General features: G+C 69.6%; 21 protein-coding genes and 1 riboswitch. Of the genes, 7 read left to right on the top strand and 14 right to left on the bottom strand.

Features of this window, described 5'->3' with window-relative positions:
• Positions 1-723: a DUF2242 domain-containing protein gene (locus ACSFA2_RS12730; RefSeq protein WP_435455687.1), complete on the top strand. Its 723-nt coding sequence runs from the start codon at positions 1-3 to the stop codon at positions 721-723.
• Positions 724-738: 15 nt separating this feature from the next.
• Here ACSFA2_RS12730 and ACSFA2_RS12725 read toward each other — a convergent pair whose 3' ends face one another.
• The 3 genes from ACSFA2_RS12725 to ACSFA2_RS12715 form a co-directional block, all read right to left on the bottom strand.
• Entirely contained in the window at positions 739-1140 is a 402-nt protein-coding gene (locus ACSFA2_RS12725) for a response regulator (RefSeq protein ID WP_435455686.1), read from the bottom strand.
• A gap of 104 nt (positions 1141-1244) precedes the next feature.
• Positions 1245-2156 (bottom strand): arginase, encoded by a 912-nt coding sequence (rocF, locus tag ACSFA2_RS12720; RefSeq protein WP_435455685.1) that lies wholly within the window; start codon positions 2154-2156, stop codon positions 1245-1247.
• A 63-nt stretch (positions 2157-2219) separates the two neighbouring features.
• Positions 2220-2855 (bottom strand): TetR/AcrR family transcriptional regulator, encoded by a 636-nt coding sequence (locus tag ACSFA2_RS12715; RefSeq protein ID WP_435455684.1) that lies wholly within the window; start codon positions 2853-2855, stop codon positions 2220-2222.
• A 195-nt stretch (positions 2856-3050) separates the two neighbouring features.
• On the opposite strand from ACSFA2_RS12715, the gene ACSFA2_RS12710 reads away from it, so the two are divergent.
• On the top strand, positions 3051-3425 hold the full coding sequence (locus ACSFA2_RS12710) for a YXWGXW repeat-containing protein (RefSeq protein WP_435455683.1): 375 nt from the start codon (positions 3051-3053) through the stop codon (positions 3423-3425).
• A gap of 107 nt (positions 3426-3532) precedes the next feature.
• Here ACSFA2_RS12710 and ACSFA2_RS12705 read toward each other — a convergent pair whose 3' ends face one another.
• Genes ACSFA2_RS12705 through purU form a run of 4 tightly spaced genes read right to left on the bottom strand, consistent with a single transcriptional unit; the run spans position 3533 to position 7012 of the window.
• On the bottom strand, positions 3533-4258 hold the full coding sequence (locus ACSFA2_RS12705) for an LrgB family protein (protein ID WP_286647004.1): 726 nt from the start codon (positions 4256-4258) through the stop codon (positions 3533-3535).
• A 4-nt stretch (positions 4259-4262) separates the two neighbouring features.
• A complete protein-coding gene (locus tag ACSFA2_RS12700) occupies positions 4263-4607 on the bottom strand; it encodes a CidA/LrgA family protein (RefSeq protein WP_435455682.1) in 345 nt (114 codons plus the stop codon).
• 12 nt (positions 4608-4619) lie between these two features.
• Positions 4620-6122 (bottom strand): FAD-linked oxidase C-terminal domain-containing protein, encoded by a 1503-nt coding sequence (locus tag ACSFA2_RS12695; RefSeq protein ID WP_435455681.1) that lies wholly within the window; start codon positions 6120-6122, stop codon positions 4620-4622.
• Positions 6123-6166: 44 nt separating this feature from the next.
• The gene (purU, locus tag ACSFA2_RS12690) at positions 6167-7012 is read right to left on the bottom strand and encodes a formyltetrahydrofolate deformylase (RefSeq protein WP_435455680.1); all 846 of its coding nucleotides are present in this window, start codon (positions 7010-7012) and stop codon (positions 6167-6169) included.
• Positions 7013-7106: 94 nt separating this feature from the next.
• On the opposite strand from purU, the gene aptA reads away from it, so the two are divergent.
• Complete coding sequence (gene aptA, locus ACSFA2_RS12685) at positions 7107-8441, top strand: omega-aminotransferase AptA (protein ID WP_435455679.1); 1335 nt, start codon at positions 7107-7109, stop codon at positions 8439-8441.
• On the opposite strand, the gene ACSFA2_RS12680 is transcribed toward aptA, so the two are convergent.
• The 3 genes from ACSFA2_RS12680 to ACSFA2_RS12670 form a co-directional block, all read right to left on the bottom strand.
• Entirely contained in the window at positions 8425-9249 is an 825-nt protein-coding gene (locus tag ACSFA2_RS12680; RefSeq protein ID WP_435455678.1) for a ChaN family lipoprotein, read from the bottom strand. The two genes, aptA and ACSFA2_RS12680, sit on opposite strands and share 17 nt — an antisense overlap.
• A 14-nt stretch (positions 9250-9263) precedes the next feature.
• Complete coding sequence (locus ACSFA2_RS12675) at positions 9264-9575, bottom strand: BTH_I0359 family protein (RefSeq protein ID WP_435455677.1); 312 nt, start codon at positions 9573-9575, stop codon at positions 9264-9266.
• A 74-nt stretch (positions 9576-9649) separates the two neighbouring features.
• The gene (locus ACSFA2_RS12670) at positions 9650-10777 is read right to left on the bottom strand and encodes a DUF3108 domain-containing protein (protein ID WP_435455676.1); all 1128 of its coding nucleotides are present in this window, start codon (positions 10775-10777) and stop codon (positions 9650-9652) included.
• A gap of 101 nt (positions 10778-10878) precedes the next feature.
• On the opposite strand from ACSFA2_RS12670, the gene ACSFA2_RS12665 reads away from it, so the two are divergent.
• Complete coding sequence (locus tag ACSFA2_RS12665) at positions 10879-11949, top strand: fumarylacetoacetate hydrolase family protein (protein WP_435455675.1); 1071 nt, start codon at positions 10879-10881, stop codon at positions 11947-11949.
• 15 nt (positions 11950-11964) lie between these two features.
• Here the strand turns inward: ACSFA2_RS12665 and ACSFA2_RS12660 are convergent, their stop codons facing one another.
• Positions 11965-13134: a toxin-antitoxin system YwqK family antitoxin gene (locus ACSFA2_RS12660; RefSeq protein ID WP_435455674.1), complete on the bottom strand. Its 1170-nt coding sequence runs from the start codon at positions 13132-13134 to the stop codon at positions 11965-11967.
• Complete coding sequence (locus tag ACSFA2_RS12655; RefSeq protein WP_435455673.1) at positions 13131-13730, bottom strand: MarC family protein; 600 nt, start codon at positions 13728-13730, stop codon at positions 13131-13133. The genes ACSFA2_RS12660 and ACSFA2_RS12655 overlap by 4 nt, the downstream gene beginning before the upstream one ends.
• A gap of 171 nt (positions 13731-13901) precedes the next feature.
• Here ACSFA2_RS12655 and ACSFA2_RS12650 point away from each other — a divergent pair, with 171 nt between their 5' ends.
• Genes ACSFA2_RS12650 through ACSFA2_RS12640 form a run of 3 tightly spaced genes read left to right on the top strand, consistent with a single transcriptional unit; the run spans position 13902 to position 16452 of the window.
• Positions 13902-14393, top strand: a complete 492-nt coding sequence (locus tag ACSFA2_RS12650) for a copper chaperone PCu(A)C (RefSeq protein WP_435455672.1) — start codon at positions 13902-13904, stop codon at positions 14391-14393.
• 60 nt (positions 14394-14453) lie between these two features.
• On the top strand, positions 14454-15149 hold the full coding sequence (locus ACSFA2_RS12645) for a PhaM family polyhydroxyalkanoate granule multifunctional regulatory protein (protein WP_435455671.1): 696 nt from the start codon (positions 14454-14456) through the stop codon (positions 15147-15149).
• Between the two features lie 40 nt (positions 15150-15189).
• A complete protein-coding gene (locus ACSFA2_RS12640) occupies positions 15190-16452 on the top strand; it encodes an FIST signal transduction protein (RefSeq protein WP_435455670.1) in 1263 nt (420 codons plus the stop codon).
• On the opposite strand, the gene ACSFA2_RS12635 is transcribed toward ACSFA2_RS12640, so the two are convergent.
• Entirely contained in the window at positions 16449-17675 is a 1227-nt protein-coding gene (locus tag ACSFA2_RS12635; RefSeq protein WP_435455669.1) for an FAD-dependent oxidoreductase, read from the bottom strand. The genes ACSFA2_RS12640 and ACSFA2_RS12635 overlap by 4 nt on opposite strands.
• Before the next feature lie 81 nt (positions 17676-17756).
• Positions 17757-17864, bottom strand: a riboswitch (glycine riboswitch).
• A 162-nt stretch (positions 17865-18026) separates the two neighbouring features.
• Positions 18027-18794 carry a helix-turn-helix domain-containing protein gene (locus ACSFA2_RS12630; RefSeq protein ID WP_435455668.1) on the bottom strand — a complete coding sequence of 256 codons (768 nt, stop codon included), beginning with the start codon at positions 18792-18794 and terminating at the stop codon, positions 18027-18029.
• Between the last annotated feature and the right edge of the window lie 54 nt (positions 18795-18848).

Genomic DNA, 18848 nt, shown 5'->3' with positions numbered 1-18848 from the left:
ATGTCGCCTCACTCTTTCCGCCTCTCCTCCCGCTTCGCTTCCGGCCGCCTCGCGGCCGCCCTCGTCCTCCTGGTCCTGGCCGGCTGCGCCGGTACGTCCAAGCGCGTCGTCTACGACCCCGAGGAATTCGATTCGACCACCACCCATGCGCGTGGGTATGCCGCCACCGAGGCGCAGACCTGCGAGGCCGCGCGCCGGGCGCTGCTGAGCCAGGGCTACCTGATCACGGCCGCCAACCCGGACCTGGTGACCGGCCGCAAGAACTTCCAGCCGGCCAGCGAGGTGCATGTCGAGGTCGAATTCCGGGTGGTCTGCGCACGCGACCAGTCGGCAGCGAAGGGCCAGCGCAAAAGCATCGCCTTCGTCACCGCCCTGCAGGACCGCTACGGCATCAAGAAAACGAACAACGCGGCCAGCGTGGGCGTGGGGGTCATCGGCTCGCTGTCGCTGCCGTTTTCGTCCAGCGACGACGCGATGGTGAAGGTGGCCAGCGAGACGCTCACCGACGAACGCTTCTACGACCGCTTCTACGCGCTGCTCGACCGCTACCTGGTGCCCGGCGCCGTCGACGAAAAGGTGGAAGAGCCTTCGCCCCCGGTGTCGATGCCCGGGCCGGCGGTCATCACCCCGGTGGTGCCGCAGAGCGCGCCCGTCACGGTGCCTTTGAGCCCACCCCCCGTGCCGGTCGGTACGCCCGTGGAGCCGAGCCCGAACCGCGGTTGAGCGTCGACCCGGCGCTCAGCCGGCCGGCCGTTCGATGCCCCGCAGCGCCGCCTGCAACTCGTCCACACCGAAGGGTTTCTGCAGCCAGACCGTGCCGGGGATCGGCTTCGCCGGGCGCGGCTGGCCGGTGGCGAAGATGACGCGCAGCTTGTGCTGCGCCTGCAAGATTTCCACCAGATCCAGGCCCGAAAGGGCCGGCAACCCGATATCGGTCAACAGGACGTCGAAGGCACCGTCGAGGAAGCGGTCGCGTGCGACCTCGGCGCTTTTCACGCCCGCCACCCAATGCCCCAGCAACTCCAGCATGTCGACCATGGCGGACAGCGTGGCCGGGTCGTCCTCGACCACCAGGATCCGCAGGCCTGAAACGGCGTCGGTGTCGGCCGGGGCGGAGGTGGGGGGCGCAGAAGATTGCATGTCACGGAGGTCTGGGAAAGGTCCACTTTACGCGCAGGCGGTCGTCGCAGGCTTCCGTCGGGTCGCTTTCGCACGTAGGAAGGCCGCTGAAGCACCCCCCGCGATCAGCGCGCCAACGTCGATTTGCCCAGCAGGCTCTCGATCAACTCCACCGCCACTTCGGCCGTGCGGTTGCGCACATCGAGCGCCGGGTTGAGTTCGACCACGTCGAGCGAGCCGAGCCGGCCGGTGTCGGCCGCCATTTCCATGCACAGCTGCATTTCGCGGTAGGTGGGGCCGCCGCGCACCGCCGTGCCCACGCCCGGCGCGTCGGCCGGGTCCAGGCAGTCGAGGTCGAAGCTCACGTGCAGGTGCGTGTCGTCGTCCACGTCCTGCAGCGCCTCGGTCATCGTGTTGCGCATGCCGTGCTCGTCGAGGTGGCGCATGTCGAACACGGTGAGGCCGAGCGCGCGGATGGCCTGCTTCTCCTCGGCGTCGACGCTGCGGATGCCGATGAAGCGGATCGCCTCGGGGCCGAGGGCGGCACGCTCGCCGCTCCAGCCGGTGAGCGCCGCCGGCCCATGCCCGAGCAGGCAGGAGACCGGCATGCCGTGGATGTTGCCGCTCGGGCTGGTGCCGTGGGTGTTGACGTCGGTGTGCGCATCGAGCCACAGCACCCGCAGCTTCTGGCCGCGTTGCCGTGCATGCCAGGCGACCGCGCTGATGGAGCCGATCGCCAGGCTGTGGTCGCCGCCCATCATCAGCGGCAACCGGCCGGCGCCGAGCGCGGTGTCGACCGCGTCGTACACCGCGCGGTTCCAGGCGACGGCTTCGTCGAGATGCCGCAGACCGTCCGACGGCGCGCTCCACGGCGTTGCCGGGCCGGCCAGGTTGCCCGCGTCGACCACCTCGAAGCCGAGTCGCGCGAGGGTGCCGGGCAGGTCGGCCACGCGCAGCGCGTCCGGTCCCATGCCGGCGCCGCGCACGCTGGCACCGATGTCGGTCGGTGCACCGATGAGTTCGACGGTCTGGATCATGGACGCCATGATGCCTACAAGGCGTGTCGCCGTGTGTGGGAAAAGCGCCTCAGAGCAAGAGCTTCAGCGCAGGCCGAGCACGCGCCAGGCGAGCTTGGACAGGGCTGCCACGGTCTCTTCTGCCGTGAGACGCCCGCCGGGCCGGTACCAGGTGTAGAGAAAGCCCGGCAGGCTGCAGGCTGCCAGCGCGGTGACCATCGTGTCGTCGAAGTCGAAGTCGCCATCGCGCCGGCCTTCCTCGAGCAAGGCGCACAGCTTGTCGTAGAAATGGCGTGCCAGCTTCTTCTGCGCCGCGCGATAGGCCGGGCGGTAAGCCTGCGGCTCTCGGTACGGGAACACGGCGCAAGGGTGGTGCGCGATGGTGGCGCGGATCAGCCGTTCGATGCCTTCGGTCACCTTCGCGCGCGCCGGGCGCGTGTCGTCCGCCGGGAAGTCCATGGCCGTGAAGCAATCGACGGCAGGCCGCCACGACAACCGCTCGAAGATCTCCTGCTTGTCGCGGAAGTAGTAGTAGACAAAGGGCTTGGTCACGCCGAGCTTGCGCACGATCTGCGCCATCGTGGTGGCGGCATAGCCCTGCTCGGCGAAAAGCGTGGTCGCGGCTTGCAGGATGCGCTCGCGCTGCAGGTCGGTCGCGTCGGTGGCGGCCCGCTGGCGGCCCGTGGTTTTGGACGTGGAGCGGGAGGGCTGTGCTGTCATTGTTGTTCTACCTAAGGGTAGGATTGTTGGTGGCGCCCTGGGCCGTGACAAGCGTCGGACGCTATCGCAAACCCTGATCTTCCCCACGTCGCGGCGATACAGCGCTACACAAGATTTCGCGAGTGGCTTACATCGTCTTCACACGGCAGGCGCAGCATGGAACTTCCTTCATTCCAGAGACCCGGAGATTCCATCATGAAAAAACTCACGCTCTCCCTCGCGACCTGCGCCGCCGTGCTGCTGCCGCTTGGTGCGATGACGCTGCCGACCGCCGCCCAGGCGCAGCCGTCCATCTTCATCCAGACCGCCCCGCCGCCGCCGCGCGCCGAACGTGTGCCGCCGCCGCGCCGCGGCTATGTCTGGGCGCCGGGCCACTACGAGGCACGTGGCGGCCGCTACGTGTGGGTGCGCGGCGAGTACGTGCGGGCGCGCCCTGGTCATGTCTACCGTGCGCCGGAGTGGCGTGATCGCGGTGGCCGTTGGGAATACGCCCGCGGCGGCTGGGACCGCGACGGCGACGGTGTGCCCAACCGGGCCGACCGGCGCCCGAACAACCCCAACCGCAACTGAAATGAAACCCACCCCCGAAGCGCCTGCGGCGCCTCCCCCTTAAGGGGGCGCACCCAGCGGCCTGGCTAAGCCAGTTCCGCGGGTGCCCTGGCAATGACCGGCTCGGGTCAGAAAAGCCGGAAGACCAGCGGCAGCAGCAGGGCGGCAAGCACGACCTGCAGGCCGAGCGCCAGACCGGCATAGGCGCCGGCATCGGCGTTCACCTGCAGCGCGCGTGCCGCGCCGATGCCGTGCGCCGCGGTGCCCAGCGCGAAGCCGCGCGCCCGCCAGCCGGCGTGCGTGGTGCGGATGCGCAGCGCGTCGAACAGGTACTTGCCCGACAGGGCGCCGATCAAGCCGGTCAGCACCGCGAAGACCGCCGACAGCGCCGGGATGCCCCCGATCTTCTCGGCGATGCCCATGGCCACCGGCGCCGTCACCGACTTGGGCGCCAGCGACATCACCACGTCGTGCGGCAGCCCGACGGCCCAGCCCAGCGCCACTGCCGAACCGCCCGCCGCCGCACCGCCGAGCAGGGCCGCGAGCAGCACGCGGCCGAAGCGCGCACGCAATTCGACGCGGCGCTGCCACAGCGGCCAGCCCAGCGCGACGACCGCCGGCCCCAGGAGGAAGTGGATGAACTGCGCGCCGGCGAAGTAGGTCGGGTAGTCGACCTTCGTCAGCGTGAGGCCACCTGCGATCGTCACGATCGACCACAGCACCGGGTTGGCCCAGGGCGCATGGCCCAGGCGCACATACGCCGCCTGCGCGAGCAGGTACACCACCAGCGTGGCCGTCAGTCCGAACAGCGGCGACGCAGAAAGGTAGACCCAGAGCTGGACGAAGTGCGGCATGGCGTCAGGCGGCTTTCCGGTCCGGCCAGTAGAGCACCAGCGCGGTGACGGCCAGGCCGATCCAGGTCGACAGGGCGATCACCACCAGCATGCGTCCGCCGTACTGCGACAGCAGCGCCAGGTGCGTCATCACGCCCACGCCCACCGGGATGAAGAGCAGCGAGAGGTGCGAGAGCAGGAAGTCCGCGCAGTCGGCGACCGGCTCGCGCACGAGCGCGAAGCGCAGCGCCGGCACCAGCAGGATCAGGCCCAGCACCGGCCCGGGCAGTGGCAGCGAGAAGCCGCGCGAGAGCACCTCGCCGATCGACTGGAACACCAGCAACCACGCCAGACCGCGCAAGCCCTTCATGCGGCAGAGGCGCTAGAAGCGCGGCAGGTCCGGGTGCGGCAGGCGACCGCCGCGCACCACCTGCTTGCCGTACTCGGCGCAGCGCTGCAGGGTCGGGATCACCTTGCCGGGGTTGAGCATGCCTTCGGGGTCGAAGGCGCGCTTCACGCCGAACATCTGCTCGTTCTCGGCCGCGGTGAACTGCACGCACATGCTGTTGAGCTTTTCGACCCCCACGCCGTGCTCGCCCGACACCGTGCCGCCCATGGCGACGCTGGTCTCGAGGATGTCGGCGCCGAAGAGCTCGCAGCGGTGCAGCTCGTCGGGGTCGTTGGCATCGAACAGCACCAGCGGGTGCAGGTTGCCGTCGCCCGCGTGGAACACGTTGCAGCAGCGCAGGTTGTATTTGATCTCCATCTGCTGGATCGCCAGCAGGATGTCGGCCAGCCGCTTGCGCGGGATGGTGGAGTCGAGGCACATGTAGTCGGGGCTGATGCGGCCCGACGCGGGGAACGCGTTCTTGCGGCCGCTCCAGAACTTCAGGCGCTCGTCCTCGTTCTCGCTGCAGGCGATGGCGGTGGCGCCGCACCGGCGCAGCACGGCGGTCATGCGGCCGATCTCTTCCTCGACCTCTTCGATCGTGCCGTCGGATTCGCACAGCAGGATGGCGGCGGCGTCGAGGTCGTAGCCGGCTTTCACGAAGTCCTCGACGGCAGCCGTCATGGGCTTGTCCATCATCTCGAGCCCGGCCGGGATGATGCCGGCCGCGATCACCGCGGCCACCGCGTCGCCGGCTTTGCGCACATCGTCGAAGCTGGCCATGATGCAGCGCGCCAGCTGCGGCTTGGGCACCAGCTTGACGGTGACCTCGGTGGTGACAGCCAGCATGCCTTCGCTGCCGATGACCAGCGCGAGCAGGTCGAGCCCGGCGCAGTCGAGCGCCTCGCTGCCGAACTCGATCGCCTCGCCGTCGGCCGTGAAGCCGCGCACGCGCAGCACGTTGTGCAGCGTCAGGCCGTACTTCAGGCAGTGCACGCCGCCGGAGTTCTCGGCCACGTTGCCGCCGATGGTGCAGGCGATCTGGCTCGACGGGTCGGGCGCGTAGTAGAGGTTGAAGGGCGCGGCCGCCTCGCTGATGGCGAGATTGCGCACGCCGCACTGCACGACGGCGGTGCGGGCGTAAGGATCGATTTTCAGGATGCGGTTGAACTTGGCGAGCGACAGCGTCACGCCCATCGCATGCGGCATCGCGCCGCCCGACAGCCCGGTGCCCGCGCCGCGCGCCACCACCGGCACGCCGAGGCCGTGGCAGGTCTTGAGCACCGCTGCCACCTGCGCTTCGGTCTCGGGCAGGGCCACCACCAGCGGTCGTTGCCGGTAGGCCGTGAGGCCGTCGCATTCGTAGGGCGTGGTGTCCTCCGACTGCCAGATCAGCGCATGGGCGGGCAGGTGGGCCTGCAGGGCGCGCACGATCTGCGACTGGCGTTCGCTGCGCTGCATCAGGTCGTGCTGGCTGGGCGTGGTGGGCGCGTTCATGGCGTCACTCTAAGCCGAATCCAGGCCGGATGGGCGGCCAGCGGCTACTTGAAGATGACCGTCTTGTGCCCGTTCATCAGCACCCGGCGTTCGCTGTGCCACTTGACGGCACGGGCCAGCACCTGGCTTTCGGTGTCGCGGCCGCGGGCCGTCAGGTCTTCGACCGTGTCGGTGTGGTCGGCGCGGGCCACGTCCTGCTCGATGATCGGGCCTTCGTCGAGGTCGGCCGTCACGTAGTGGGCCGTGGCGCCGATCAGCTTCACGCCGCGGTCGTGCGCCTGGTAGTAGGGCTTGGCGCCCTTGAAGCTGGGCAGGAACGAGTGGTGGATGTTGATGGCGCGGCCGGCCAGTTGGGCGCACAGGTCGTTGCTCAGCACCTGCATGTAGCGCGCCAGCACCACCAGTTCGGAGCCTTCGGCTTCGATGATCTCCAGCTGCTTCGCCTCGGCCTGCGGCTTGGTCGCGGCCGTCACCGGGATGTGGTGGAAGGGCACGTTGTAGCTGGCGGCCAGCTGGTAGAAATCGCGGTGGTTCGACACGATGGCGCGCACGTCGATGGCCAGCAGGCCGCTCTTCCAGCGGAACAGCAGGTCGTTGAGGCAGTGGCCTTCCTTGCTGACCAGGATCACGGTCTTCACCGGCTGGGCGGCGTCGTGCAGCTTCCAGTCCATGCCGAAGCCCTGGGCCAGCTCGCCCAGCTCCTTGGCGAGGGCATCGCGGCCGTGCGCCGTGCAGGCGAAGCGCACCCGCATGAAGAACAGGCCGGTGCCGTGGTCGTTGTACTGCGCCGCTTCTTCGATGTTGCCGCCGCGCTCGAGCAGGAAGCCCGAGACGGCGTGAACGATGCCGGTGCGGTCCGGGCAGGAAAGGGTCAGAATGTACGCGCTCATAAGGGCGCAGATTGTCGCAGCCCTGCCGCACTGCGGTCGAAGTGCCAGAATGACCCCTCCCTTTCTTCGTGTCCGTTCAGCAGAGGAGCGACCCATGGCCATCCCCGACTTCAACATGGACAACCAGTGGTTGCCCTTCACCCCCAACCGTGCCTTCCGCAAGGACCCGCGCGTGTTCACGGCCGCCGACGGCATGGAGTTCACCACGCACGACGGCAAGAAGGTCGTCGACGGCATCTCGTCGCTGTGGTGCGTGGGCGCGGGCCACAACCGCAAGCCCATCAACGAAGCGATCAAGAAGCAGCTCGACACGCTCGACTACGCGACGGCCTTCCAGGTCAGCAACGACAAGGCTTTCAAGGCCGCCGAGATGATCGCGGCCATGGCGCCGGGCGACCTGAACAAGGTGCTGTTCTGCAACTCCGGCTCGGAAGCCGCCGACACCTCGCTGAAGGTGGCGCTGGCCTACCACCGCGCCCGTGGCGAAGGACACCGCAACGTGTTCATCGGCCGCGAGAAGGGCTACCACGGCGTGGGCTTCGGCGGCATGTCGGTGGGCGGCATTCCGGGCAACCGCAAGACCTTCGGCACGGCCTTCCTGCCGCGCGTCGACCACATGCGCTTCATCCACGACCCGGTGAACCATGCCTACATCCACAACCAGGAGCCGGTGTGGGCCGAAGACCCGCTGCTGGAACTGGAACAGCGCATCCTCCCGTTGCACGACCCGAGCAACGTGGCGGCCATCATCGTGGAGCCGATCGCCGGTTCGGCCGGCTGGTACGTGCCGCCGCAGGGCTACCTCAAGCGCCTGCGCGAGATCTGCGACAAGCACGGCATCCTGCTGATCTTCGACGAGGTCATCACCGGCTTCGGCCGCCTGGGCACGAACTTTGGCGCCGATTTCTACGGCGTGGTGCCCGACATGCTGAACTTCGCCAAGGCGGTCACCAACGGCGTGATCCCGATGGGCGGCGTGATCTGCCGTGACAAGCTGTACGACGCGATGATGAAGACCGACGCGCCCGAGCACGTGGTCGAGTTCTTCCACGGCTACACCTACTCGGGCCACCCGGTGGCGGCGGCCGCGGCCATCGCCACGCTCGAGCTGTTCCAGAAGGAGCAGCTCTTCTCGCGCGCCGGCGAGATGGGCCCGGTCCTGGGCAATGCCTTCCACAGCGCGTTCAAGGGGCTGCCCAACGTGATCGGCATCCGCAGCCTGGGCCTGGCCGCCGCGGTGGAACTCGCGCCGATGGCCGGCGCACCCGGCAAGCGGGCCTACGACATCTTCGTGGACTGCTTCCACAAGGGTGCGCTGGTGCGGCCCGCTGGCGACGTGATCGTGATCGCGCCGCCCTACATCGTCGAGAAGTCGCACATCGACACGCTGGTCAACACGCTGGCCGATTCGATCAAGAAGGCCGCTTGACGCCTGCGCAGTAGTCCTGCGGCGGCAGCGGGGGCGTCGACCAGATGATGTCGTAGTCGCTGGTCGGGCCCTCCGGCGTCGCTGACGCCGTGGCCAGCAACTGCACGCTCGCCAACTTCATGTCGCTCGGCAGATGCTGCGGCACGCCCAGCGGCCGCAGCACATGGCCGGCCCCGGCGATCAGCAGCACCGTCTTGCCCGGCTGCCGCGCCTTGACGATGGCCTGCGCCATGGCGCGGTCACGGGCGATCTGGATGCGCGTCATCGGCCCGATCTGCGATTCGGGCAGCAGGTTGCAGTGGCCCTCGCGCACGGCCTTCTGCTGCGCCCGACGGGCGCTGTCGCTCAGTTGCGCGTCGAGCGACACGTCGGCCATCGCGTCCTTCATCCGCGCTCGCGGCAGGTTGGCGCCTGTCACCGGCACGCCGGCGCGCACCGCAGCCATCACCGCCGGGCCGTAGTGGCCCCAAGGCCATGCCTTGTCGTTCCAGCTCAGCGCGGTTTGCACCTGCGCCTCGGTGGCGTCGGCCGGCAGGTGGCCGGTGCCGTTGCCTTCGTCGGCCATTTCCAGCGTCAGCGCGGCCAGCCGGCCGCGCGCGACCAGCGCCTCGACGGCTTCGCGCTCGATGACGTGGTGTTCGGGTGCATCGTGCTGTTCGCCGATCAGCACCGCATCGGCCGGCAGCAGCGCGGCGATGCGGCGAGCCACCGGTGCGTCGGCCGCGGGCGGTGCCGCCGCGCAACCGGCGAGGGCGGCCAAGCAGACGAGAAGGGCGAAATGGTGTGCGGCCAGACGCGGATCAGGCATGGCCGCGTGCCGGGTCAGTGGACCAGCACCGGGGTGTGCGCCAGTTCGGCGTAGCCCTCGAGCGTGTCCTCGACCTCTTCCTGCGTCGGGGTGTTGAGTTGCCAGGCCGAGATCTGCTGCTGGAACAGTTCGGCCCAGGAGCCGTCGAGGTACACCTCTTTGCCCGAGCGCTTGTCGACGATCTCGAAGCCGTGCCGGGCCAGCACCGGCAGGTGCGGCTCGATGGGGGCGTCGCCCTCGGTGGGCTGCACATGCACGACGACGAACGATTCGGAGTCGTACAGCATGTTCATGGCGGGGCCGGTGAGGATGTCGATGGCGTTCATGGGTGTTAGATAGCAATCAACGCGCCAGTTTCAAGAAGCATCGCAGTTTCTGTGCGCGAAAGGGCATTGACCCCTCAATTCGGCCCGCCGGCCGGCAGTTGTTCGCGCAAACGCATGTCGGCGAAGTCGCCGTTCGCCTGTGTCAATTTGAACCGTACCGGGAGATACCCCAGGGCTGGCGCCAGCCAGAGCTCGACGGTGTCGTCGTAGGGCTTGCGCGCGTTGCGGGTCAGCTTGCGGGCGACGAAATCGCCGGCCGGCAGGTGCAGTTGCTCTTCCTCGCCGATCTTGAAGATCCAGAGGTCGGCGTCGCGCGTGCCCACGGTCTGGATGGCGATCGCCCCGTCGGTCGTGTAGCGCGCCGGGTCACCGGCCATCAGCGCGCCCAGCTGCAGCATCACGCTCAGGCGGTCCTGCGCGCCGGGCATGAGGGCGACCGGCGGCGTGTTGTTGCTGAACACGACCAGGCCCTTGTCGCGCACGAAGTGCGATGCCACCTCGGCCTTGCGGCTGTCGGAAAAGCGCGTCGGCTCGATGCCGCCCGGGCCGATCACGCCCTGACTGTGCTGCGAGCGCAGCGTGACGAAGAGCGCGCCCATCGACAGGCGCGCGTCGTAGGCCTGCCCGTCCTGCTTCCATTCGAGCTCGCCGAAAAGGTTCATCGGCGCCGATCCGAGCTGGCCGGTGGCCGAGAACTTCAGCCGGACCGAACCGGGCAGCTTGGCGATGGCGGGAGCTTCGGTCGCGGCGGATGCTGCGGGCGGCGCGCTTGCCGCCGGGTCGGGCGCGGGTGCCTGGGCCGGGCCGGCGTCGCCCGCCCCGGTCGCCGTCGCGGTGCTGTCGGGTTCGGCCGGTGCAGCCGGTGCCTCGGCCATCGTGGCGGGCTGCGGCTCGGCGGCGGGTGCCGGCGCGGGCGGCGCCGGGCGGGGTTTGGGCGGTAGTTTCGGCTTCGGCGTCACGGCCAGCTTTGGCGGTGGCGGCTTCGGCGCCTCCACCACCGGCGGCGCGGGCGGCGTGACCACGATCGTCCGCGTGATGAAGGTCTCGACCGGGGCCGTGCTCGGTCGCCGCATCGCGCCCGACACCCAGCCCAGCAGCGCCAGATGCGCCGCGACGACGAGCGCCGCCACCGCGGCCAGCGTGCGCCAGGGCGGGCGCTCCGGCGGCGCAGCACCGGGGGGCGGGAGGAGGGCGGTCGTCATGGTCGGAGGTGGATCGGGCCGCGTGCCGGAGGTTCACCTCGGTACACTGCCGCCCGTTCAACCAGTTTAGTTGCGATGCCCCCGCCGGCACCGCCGTTCCCATGAAACTCGCCACCCTCAAGGACGGCTCGCGCGACGGCCAGCTGGTCGTCGTCTCGCGCGACCTCACGCTCGCCCACTACGCCACCGGCATCGCCAGTCGGCTGCAGCAGGTGCTCGACGACTGGGGCTTCATGAGCCCGCAGCTGCAGGACCTGTACGACGAGCTCAACACCGGCCGCGCGCGCCACGCCTTCCCCTTTGACCCCGCCCAGTGCATGGCGCCGCTGCCGCGCGCCTACCAGTGGGCCGACGGCTCGGCGTACCTCAACCATGTGGAACTGGTGCGCAAGGCCCGCAACGCCGAGGTGCCCGAAAGCTTCTACACCGACCCGCTGATGTACCAGGGCGGCAGCGACGACTTCATCGGCCCCATGGACGACGTGGTGGTGCCGAGCGAATCGATGGGCATCGACTTCGAGGCCGAGATCGCGGTGGTCACCGGCGACGTGCGCATGGGCGTCACGCCCGAGCAGGCGCTCGACGGCATCCGCCTGGTGATGCTGGTGAACGACGTCAGCCTGCGCAACCTCATCCCCGCCGAACTGGCCAAGGGCTTCGGCTTCTTCCAGAGCAAGCCCGCCACCGCCTTCAGCCCCGTGGCTGTCACCCTCGACGAATTGGGCGACGCGTGGCGCGAAGGCCGCGTCCACCTGCCGCTGCAGAGCAGCTGGAACGGCCGCAAGGTCGGCCTGTGCGACGCCGGCGAGGAGATGACCTTCCACTTCGGTCAGCTCATCGCCCATGTCGCCAAGACCCGCAACGTGCGCGCCGGCAGCATCGTCGGCAGCGGCACCGTGAGCAACAAGGGCGTGGAAAAGAATGGCCGCATGGAATGGCCCAAGGGCTACTCCTGCATCGCCGAAAAGCGCTGCATCGAAACCATCCAGGACGGCCAGCCGAGCACCGAGTTCATGCGCTACGGCGACACCATCCGCATCGAGATGAAGGGCCTGGACGGCCGCTCGCTCTTCGGCGCGATCGACCAGGAGATCGTGGCGCCGGGTGGGCGGGAGCGGGCGGCGGCGGCAGCAGCGAGCGCGCTGAAGGCGCAGGCCGACGCCGAGCACTGACGCCGCCGGTGGTGCCTACTTCGCGTACGCCCGCCGCGAGCCGTCCGGGAACACCTCGTCGTCGCGGTCGGGCTGGCCGTGGGCGTCCCAGGTGCGCTCGCGCATGACGCGGCCCTTGTCGTCGTAGGCCGACTCGCTCTGCAGGCGGCCCGCTTCGTCGAAGCGACGGTGCAGGCCCACCGGCAGCAGGCGGCCGCGCGGTGCGGGGGCGCTGAATCGGCCCTGTGCGGCGCGCTGGCCGTTGTCGTGGAATTCAGTGATGTCGGCCACGCGCGCCAGGCCCTCGCCGCTGTAGACGGTGGTGCTGCGCGGCTGGCCGTTGAGGTAGAAGCTGTTGTCGCTGAGCGCCGCGCCGGCCGGGTTCCAGCGCTGCTCGCGCACCAGCGACCCGCGCTCCGAGTACTCGGCCTCGCGCTGCTTCACGCTGCCGCGCTCGACCACCAGCGCCGCCAACTCGTAGCGCTTGACGCCTTCGGACGAGAAGCGCTGCTCGACGCGTTGGTTGCCCGCGAGCTCGTCGATCGATTCGGGCTTGCCGTTGTCGTAGAGGCGCTCGCTGCGCACCCGCTTGCCGGCCGCGAAGGCCAGGCGTGCGCGCAGGCCGCCCTTGGCGTCGAACAGCTCGACCTGCGATGGCGTGCTGCCGCTGAAGCCGCACAGCCGCGCATCGTCCGCCGCCGGCGCGAGCACCGCCTTGTCGGCGCAGCGCAGCGCCGACAGCTGGCCCGTCGGCGTGAACTCGGCCGACGCGCGCTCGCCGCCCGGATCGCCGTAGAACGCGACCCGGCGCAACTGGCCGTTGGGGTGAAAGCTGCGCACCAGGCCGAGCTCGTGCCCGTCGTCGTAGGTCGCCTCGCGCAGCAGCTGGCCGTCGGGGTAGAACTCGCGGGCGCGGCCGTGCAGGTTGCCCTTGGCGTTCACGCTGTGTTCCTTGGCCAGCTTGCCGCGGTCGTAGTAGCGCACCGCGCCCATGAAGACGCCGTTGCGCAGCTCCTGCTCGCGCTGCAGTTCGCCGCTGTCGCGGTCCTTGCAGCGCATCACGCCGGTCTTGCCCTGCGTCGTGTTGCCGTTGGCCGGGTTGACGCGCTCGCCGTTGAGCTCGCAGTCCTGCACGGCATGCGCGGCGGCGCCGGACAGCGCCAGCAGCAGGACGGCCGCGCGGGCCACGAAGCCGCGCGTGCTCATCGGCCCATCTCCAGTGCCAGCGACTTGAGGCCGCGGATCATCATCTCCACCGCGACCGCCACCAGGATCAGCCCCATCAGCCGTTCGAGCGCCAGCACCACCCGGTCGCCGATCAGGCGCTGGATGCGGTCGGACAGCACCAGCACCAGCGCGCAGACGGCCATGGTCACGCTGAGCGCGGCGATCCATTCGAGCCGACGTTCCGGCGCCTGCGACACCAGCAGCATCACGGTGGCCAGCGCCGACGGGCCGGCCAGGGCGGGAATGGCGAGCGGCACGATCAGCGGCTCGCGCGTGTCGGTGCTCTCGTAGGCGGTGTGGTTCGGGAAGATCATGCGCAGCGCGATGAGAAAGAGCACCACCGCCCCCGCGATCTGCAGCGACAGGCCCGACAGCCCCATCACGCGCAGGAAGCTGTCGCCGACGAACATGAAGGCCAGCAACAGCACGAAGGCGATCAGCACCTCGCGCAGGATCACGCCCGCGCGCCGCTCGGGCGCCACGTGCCGCAGCGCGTTGGCGAAGATGGGGATGTTGCCCAGCGGGTCGCAGATGAGCAGCAGCAAGACCGTGGCGGAGGCGAAGGTGTAGGTCACGGCAGGCGCTCAGGTGCGGTGCGGGATGCATTTCATGCGGCGGATTATCAGTCGCGCGGGCGTTGTCGCCGGTGCCGATAGACTTTGGCGGCCCACCACGAGACGGCTTGGTTGAACTCGCGCAGCGCCTTCGACTCGGACCGTCTGCCTTCTGAATTCCTGGAGACCTGCATGACTTTCTTCCCCTCGCTGCGCCGCGCCGCGCTGTGCATGGCGCTCGCCGCCACGGGCGTGTCGACACTTGCCCAACCGGCCGCGCCGGTCGAGGTGCAGGACGCCTGGGTCCGCGCCGCCGTGCCGGGCCAGAGCGGCACCGGCGCCTTCATGAAGCTCACGTCGCACGCCGGCCTGCGCCTGGTCGGCGTCACGACGCCGGTTGCCGCCGTGGCCGAGGTGCACGAGATGAAGATGGAAGGCGACACCATGCGCATGCGCGCCGTCGCCGGCCTCGACCTGCCGGAGCACAAGACGGTCGAGCTCAAGCCCGGCGGTTACCACCTGATGCTGATGGACCTGAAGCAGCCGATCGCCAAGGACACGACGGTCCCGCTGACGCTGCAGTTCCAGGATGCGCAGGGCGCGAAGAGCACGCTGTCGCTGAACGCGCCGGTGCGCTCGGCGGCGCCCGCCGGCGCGGCCCCGGCGCACATGCACAAGCACTGATCGCCGACGGCGCTGCGGGCACCCTGGAGTAAGCTGGCGAGCCCACAGCCGGAGACACCCATGAACGATGCGACATCCCCTTTCGCCTTCAGCCAGTTTGTCCCGGGCTTCGACTTCCTGAAGAACCTCGCCGGCGGCGCGAACCCGGGCGGCGGCGCCGTTCCCGGCCTGCCCAGCCTGTCGAACTGGGTGGCCCCGACGCTGTCGGTCGAAGAGGTCGACAAGCGCATCCAGGAACTCAAGACGGTGCAGTACTGGCTCGAGCAGAACGGCCATGCGCTCAAGGCGACCATCCAGGCGCTCGAGGTGCAGAAGATGACGCTGTCGACCCTGCGCGGCATGAACGTGCAGATGGAAGACCTGGCGAAGGCCTTTACCCGCACGGCTGCCGTTGCGGAGCCGGTGGAACCCCCGCCGGCACCGCCGAGCGCACCCGCCGAGGCGGCCGCTCCCGAACAGGCCGAGGCCGAACCGTCGCCGGCCGAGTCCGTGCCCAAGATCGGCAAGAGCACCGCGGCCAAGCCCGGCGTGGTCGACCCGCTGCAGTGGTGGAACGCGCTCACGCAACAGTTCCAGCAGATCGCCCAGACCGCCGTGGAGGACGCCGGACAGCTGAAGATGCCTGGCGCGGCTGGCGCACCGGCCGCCCGGCCGGCCGCCGCGAAGCGCACCACGGCGAAGAAGGCCGCAGCGAAGAAGACCACCAAGACCACCGCGCGCAAGACGCCGGCCGCATCGCGCTCACGGAGCCGATGACGCCGCCTTGCGCCCCTCCCGAACATTCCGGACCCCGCGCATGAAACTCTTTCCCACCGGCCACGCCACCCATCCGCAATGGCTCATGGCGGCCGGCCTCGCCCTGGCCCAGGTGCGCGCGCAGATGGCGCTGCCCGACTACGCCTCCGCGCCGACGCTGGGCCTGCTCTACATCACCGACCACTACGCGGACGACGCGCAGGAGATCCTCGACCACCTCAGCGCCGAACTGCCGGAGGTGACCGACTGGTCCGGCACCGTCGCCGTCGGCGTGGCGGCCAACAACGCCGAGTACTTCGACGAGCCCGCACTCAGCCTGATGCTGTGCGCGCTGCCCAGCGACCAGTACCGCGTGTTCTCCGGCGTGGCGCCGCTGGGCAGTTCCGAGATGGCCGGCTTCGAGGCGCATACGGCGCTGGTCCATGCCGACCCGCGCACGCACGAGCTCGCCGAACTGGTGGGCGAGATGGCCGGTCGCACCGACACCGGCTACCTGTTCGGCGGCCTCTCGTCGGGGCGCGACGAATCGCTGCAGTTCGCGATCGGGGGCAACGGCAACATCCGTGGCCACGGCGCGGCCGGCGGCGTTTTCTCGGGGGGCATGTCGGGCGTGCTGTTCGGCGAAGGCGTGCGGCTGGTGTCGCGCGTCACGCAGGGCTGCCAGCCGGTGTCGCGCGAACGCGAGATCACCGAGGCCGACGGCAACCTGCTGCTCACGCTCGACGGCGAGCCGGCGCTCGACGTGCTGCTGGCCGAGCTGCAGGTGTCGCTCGACGAGCCGCAGGCCGCGATCGAAGCGGTGCGCGCGACGCTGGTGGGCCTGGTCGACGCGGGCAGCGACGGCATCCGCCGCACCGGCGACCTCGGGGCCGACGTGCTGGTGCGCCACATCATCGGGCTCGACCCGACGCGCCGCGGCATCGCGATCGCCGACGTGGCCGAAGCCGGCATGCGCATGAGTTTCTGCCGGCGCAACGCGCAGGCCGCGCGGGCCGACCTGATGCGCATCTGCGCCGAGATCCGCGAGGAACTCGAGCCCGAGGAGCAGACGCTGGCGACCGCACGCGCGGTGGCCGCCGGCGAAGCCGAGGCGGCGCCGCATCCGGCGCGCCGGGTGGCCGGTGCGGTGTATGTCAGCTGCTCGGGCCGGGGCGGGCCGCACTTCGGCGCCCCCAATGCCGAGATGCAGATCGTGCGGCATGCGCTGGGCGACGTGCCGCTCGTCGGCTTCTTCGCGGCCGGCGAGATCGCCCGCCACCACGTGTACGGCTACACCGGCGTGCTGACCGTCTTCGTCGCCTAGCCCTTCGCGAAGGCAAATTCGACCTCGGGCGACATCCCGCTGACGATGCGGGCGATCGACTTGCCGGCGCCGCAGGCGTGGATCCAGCCGGGTGCGCCCGGTGCGACGTTCAGGAACAGGTTGCGCATGCGGGTGCGGCCGATCAGCGGCAGGCCGCTGGCACTGCGTGCATAGGGGGTGGTGGTCAGCACCGCGCCGCGCGTATCGACCAGGCCGGGGAGCAAGGTCTCGACCCGCGCGAGCATGCGCGCCAGCCGCACGTCGTCGCGCAGCGCGGCAGCGGCGCTCCCGGCCCGCACCGTCGTCCATACCCGCAGGCGGTCGCCGTCCGGCGTCGTGACGCGCTGCAGGCGCAGCCGGCTGCCCAGGTCCTGCAGCATGACCTGCGGGGCCCGTGCCGGGTTCTTCAGCGGCAGCAGCACCGAATGCTCGTGGACCAGCCGCAGCCGCAGCGGCACGCCCAGTTCCTGCGCCAGCGGTGCGCTGCCGCTGCCCAGCGCCATCACATAAGCGTCGGCCCGCAGCGTGGTGCGTTCGTCGTCGGCGTTGCGCAGTTCCACGTGGTCGATCCGGCCCTCGCGCGCATGCAACCGGGTCACCGTGTGGTTCATGAGGAAGTGAACCCCGGCGGCACGGCACATGAAGATGGCGCTGCCGACGAAACCGGCGGCGTCGGACGACGTGCCTTCGCGCGTGAAGGCGGCACCGGCGAGTTGGCCGCGCAGGGGTTCGAGTGAGGGCTCGATGCGCAGGGCCTCGTCCGCCGAAAGCAGGTGCAGCACACAGCCCAGCGCATGGAGGCGCGGCACGCTGCGCGCGAATTGCGCGAAGGCCTCGGCGTCGGTGTAGATCCGCATCCAGCCTGCGCCTTGCGGCGACTGCGTCACGCCCGCCTCGCGACCCAGCGCACGCACGCTTTCACGGCTGTAGGCGCCCAGGCGCGCCAGGTGTTCCATGCGTTCCGTGGGCCGATGGGCAGTGCCGGTCAGGTAGCCGGTCCAGCCATGCACGCGGTTGCGCACGCGCTCGAACGCGGAGCGCCACAAGGTGCCGGGACGTTGGGCGGGCAGGGGGCCGGCAGGCGTGGGCGTGTCGACCAGGCCCCGGACCTTGGCCGCGGGCGTGCCGTGGCGGTCGATCACGGTCACCTCGTGGCCGAGTTGCTGGAGGTAGTAGGCCGACGCGACGCCAAGCAGCCCGCCGCCCAGAACAATCACGCGCATGGTCCAAATCCTTGTGGGATGGCACAAACGGCGGATGCACGACAAGCCATGTGGCCGCTGGTCGCATCCGGGGTTCGGGTTGCCGCTCCCTCTGTCCTTGGTACCTGAGAGATTCGCCCGCAGCGACGTGCGGCGGGGTTGCTCCTTCGGTGCATCGCGCCAGGGCGATGGCTCTCCAGACGGCTAGATCAATAGACGCAGTCATCGAACCGGCAATGCGGTTCACCTCGGCGTTCATGGGAGTTTGCGCGTACGGTGGGGTGGGAACACCCGCTCTCCTGCAGGCCTAGAGTTTACCCTTGTTGACAATTTGGCGCGACTGGCCATTCGGCCTATGGTCGGGTGTTGTTTTCAGGGTTCTCGACCCGTCTTGGCGGGTTTGGCGTCGCTGCGGCGCAAGCGGGTGAAGGCCTCGAACTCCCAGTTGCGCATGCCCAGCAGCAGGGTGTAGCCCTCGCGGTCGTTGGGCGATAGCTTCTGATCGGTCTGATGCTGCTGCGCGAAATCCTGCGCCACCCGCTGCAGCCGCTCGAGGAAGGACGGCGCCAGCGCCCGGCTGATCGAGCCGTGCACCAGCAGCAGGCCCTCGGCCGGGCCGTCGAAGCCACCGCGGTAGTAGTCGAGCACCACGTTCTCGCGAAAGAAGTCCATCACCGGGCCGTGCGGCCGCCAGCGGAAGGTCTTGGCCAGCTTGAGCCGGTAGCGGTTGAGCGGTCGCAGCTCGATGATGCCGATGCGATCGAGCTGCACCAGGCAGGTGATGCACTCGGCCTCGGTGATGCGGTAGGCCGCCACGATCTGCTCCAGCGTCCACTGGCTCAGCACGTTGATCGCCACCAGCAGCAGCTTCTTGTCGCGCACCACCGCCTTCTCCTGCTCCTGCGTCAACTCGCGCAGCAGCGGCTGGGCGTCGGCCACGCGGCGGGCCAGTTCGGCGAAGTCGATCTTGAGCGCCCGGCAGATCGCGTCGACCCGGCTGAGTGGCATGTCGCCCTTGGCAAGCATCCGCTTGACGCTGGATTCGGCCATGCCCAGACCGCGCGCCAGGTCGGCGTAGGTCATGCGGGCGCTTTTGAGTTCGTTCTTCACGGCCTGGACGAGGTCGACGGTGGTGCTCATGGGAAACGGGTCCTTGGTACTGATTTTCGATACCGGTCGGCTTGGATTGACAGA

It is taken from the genome of Variovorax cryoconiti (assembly GCF_051216395.1).
Lineage (GTDB): Bacteria > Pseudomonadota > Gammaproteobacteria > Burkholderiales > Burkholderiaceae_C > Variovorax.
This window is presented reverse-complemented; position numbering and strand designations above follow the sequence as displayed.

Excerpts from the sequence above, each read along its gene's own strand:
- ACSFA2_RS12730 (WP_435455687.1), top strand. The coding sequence starts at position 1 with ATGTCGCCTCACTCTTTCCGCCTCTCCTCCCGCTTCGCTTCCGGCCGC.
- ACSFA2_RS12725 (WP_435455686.1), bottom strand. The coding sequence starts at position 1,140 with ATGCAATCTTCTGCGCCCCCCACCTCCGCCCCGGCCGACACCGACGCC.
- rocF (WP_435455685.1), bottom strand. The coding sequence starts at position 2,156 with ATGATCCAGACCGTCGAACTCATCGGTGCACCGACCGACATCGGTGCC.
- ACSFA2_RS12715 (WP_435455684.1), bottom strand. The coding sequence starts at position 2,855 with ATGACAGCACAGCCCTCCCGCTCCACGTCCAAAACCACGGGCCGCCAG.
- ACSFA2_RS12710 (WP_435455683.1), top strand. The coding sequence starts at position 3,051 with ATGAAAAAACTCACGCTCTCCCTCGCGACCTGCGCCGCCGTGCTGCTG.
- ACSFA2_RS12705 (WP_286647004.1), bottom strand. The coding sequence starts at position 4,258 with ATGCCGCACTTCGTCCAGCTCTGGGTCTACCTTTCTGCGTCGCCGCTG.
- ACSFA2_RS12700 (WP_435455682.1), bottom strand. The coding sequence starts at position 4,607 with ATGAAGGGCTTGCGCGGTCTGGCGTGGTTGCTGGTGTTCCAGTCGATC.
- ACSFA2_RS12695 (WP_435455681.1), bottom strand. The coding sequence starts at position 6,122 with ATGAACGCGCCCACCACGCCCAGCCAGCACGACCTGATGCAGCGCAGC.
- purU (WP_435455680.1), bottom strand. The coding sequence starts at position 7,012 with ATGAGCGCGTACATTCTGACCCTTTCCTGCCCGGACCGCACCGGCATC.
- aptA (WP_435455679.1), top strand. The coding sequence starts at position 7,107 with ATGGCCATCCCCGACTTCAACATGGACAACCAGTGGTTGCCCTTCACC.
- ACSFA2_RS12680 (WP_435455678.1), bottom strand. The coding sequence starts at position 9,249 with ATGCCTGATCCGCGTCTGGCCGCACACCATTTCGCCCTTCTCGTCTGC.
- ACSFA2_RS12675 (WP_435455677.1), bottom strand. The coding sequence starts at position 9,575 with ATGAACGCCATCGACATCCTCACCGGCCCCGCCATGAACATGCTGTAC.
- ACSFA2_RS12670 (WP_435455676.1), bottom strand. The coding sequence starts at position 10,777 with ATGACGACCGCCCTCCTCCCGCCCCCCGGTGCTGCGCCGCCGGAGCGC.
- ACSFA2_RS12665 (WP_435455675.1), top strand. The coding sequence starts at position 10,879 with ATGAAACTCGCCACCCTCAAGGACGGCTCGCGCGACGGCCAGCTGGTC.
- ACSFA2_RS12660 (WP_435455674.1), bottom strand. The coding sequence starts at position 13,134 with ATGAGCACGCGCGGCTTCGTGGCCCGCGCGGCCGTCCTGCTGCTGGCG.
- ACSFA2_RS12650 (WP_435455672.1), top strand. The coding sequence starts at position 13,902 with ATGACTTTCTTCCCCTCGCTGCGCCGCGCCGCGCTGTGCATGGCGCTC.
- ACSFA2_RS12645 (WP_435455671.1), top strand. The coding sequence starts at position 14,454 with ATGAACGATGCGACATCCCCTTTCGCCTTCAGCCAGTTTGTCCCGGGC.
- ACSFA2_RS12640 (WP_435455670.1), top strand. The coding sequence starts at position 15,190 with ATGAAACTCTTTCCCACCGGCCACGCCACCCATCCGCAATGGCTCATG.
- ACSFA2_RS12635 (WP_435455669.1), bottom strand. The coding sequence starts at position 17,675 with ATGCGCGTGATTGTTCTGGGCGGCGGGCTGCTTGGCGTCGCGTCGGCC.
- ACSFA2_RS12630 (WP_435455668.1), bottom strand. The coding sequence starts at position 18,794 with ATGAGCACCACCGTCGACCTCGTCCAGGCCGTGAAGAACGAACTCAAA.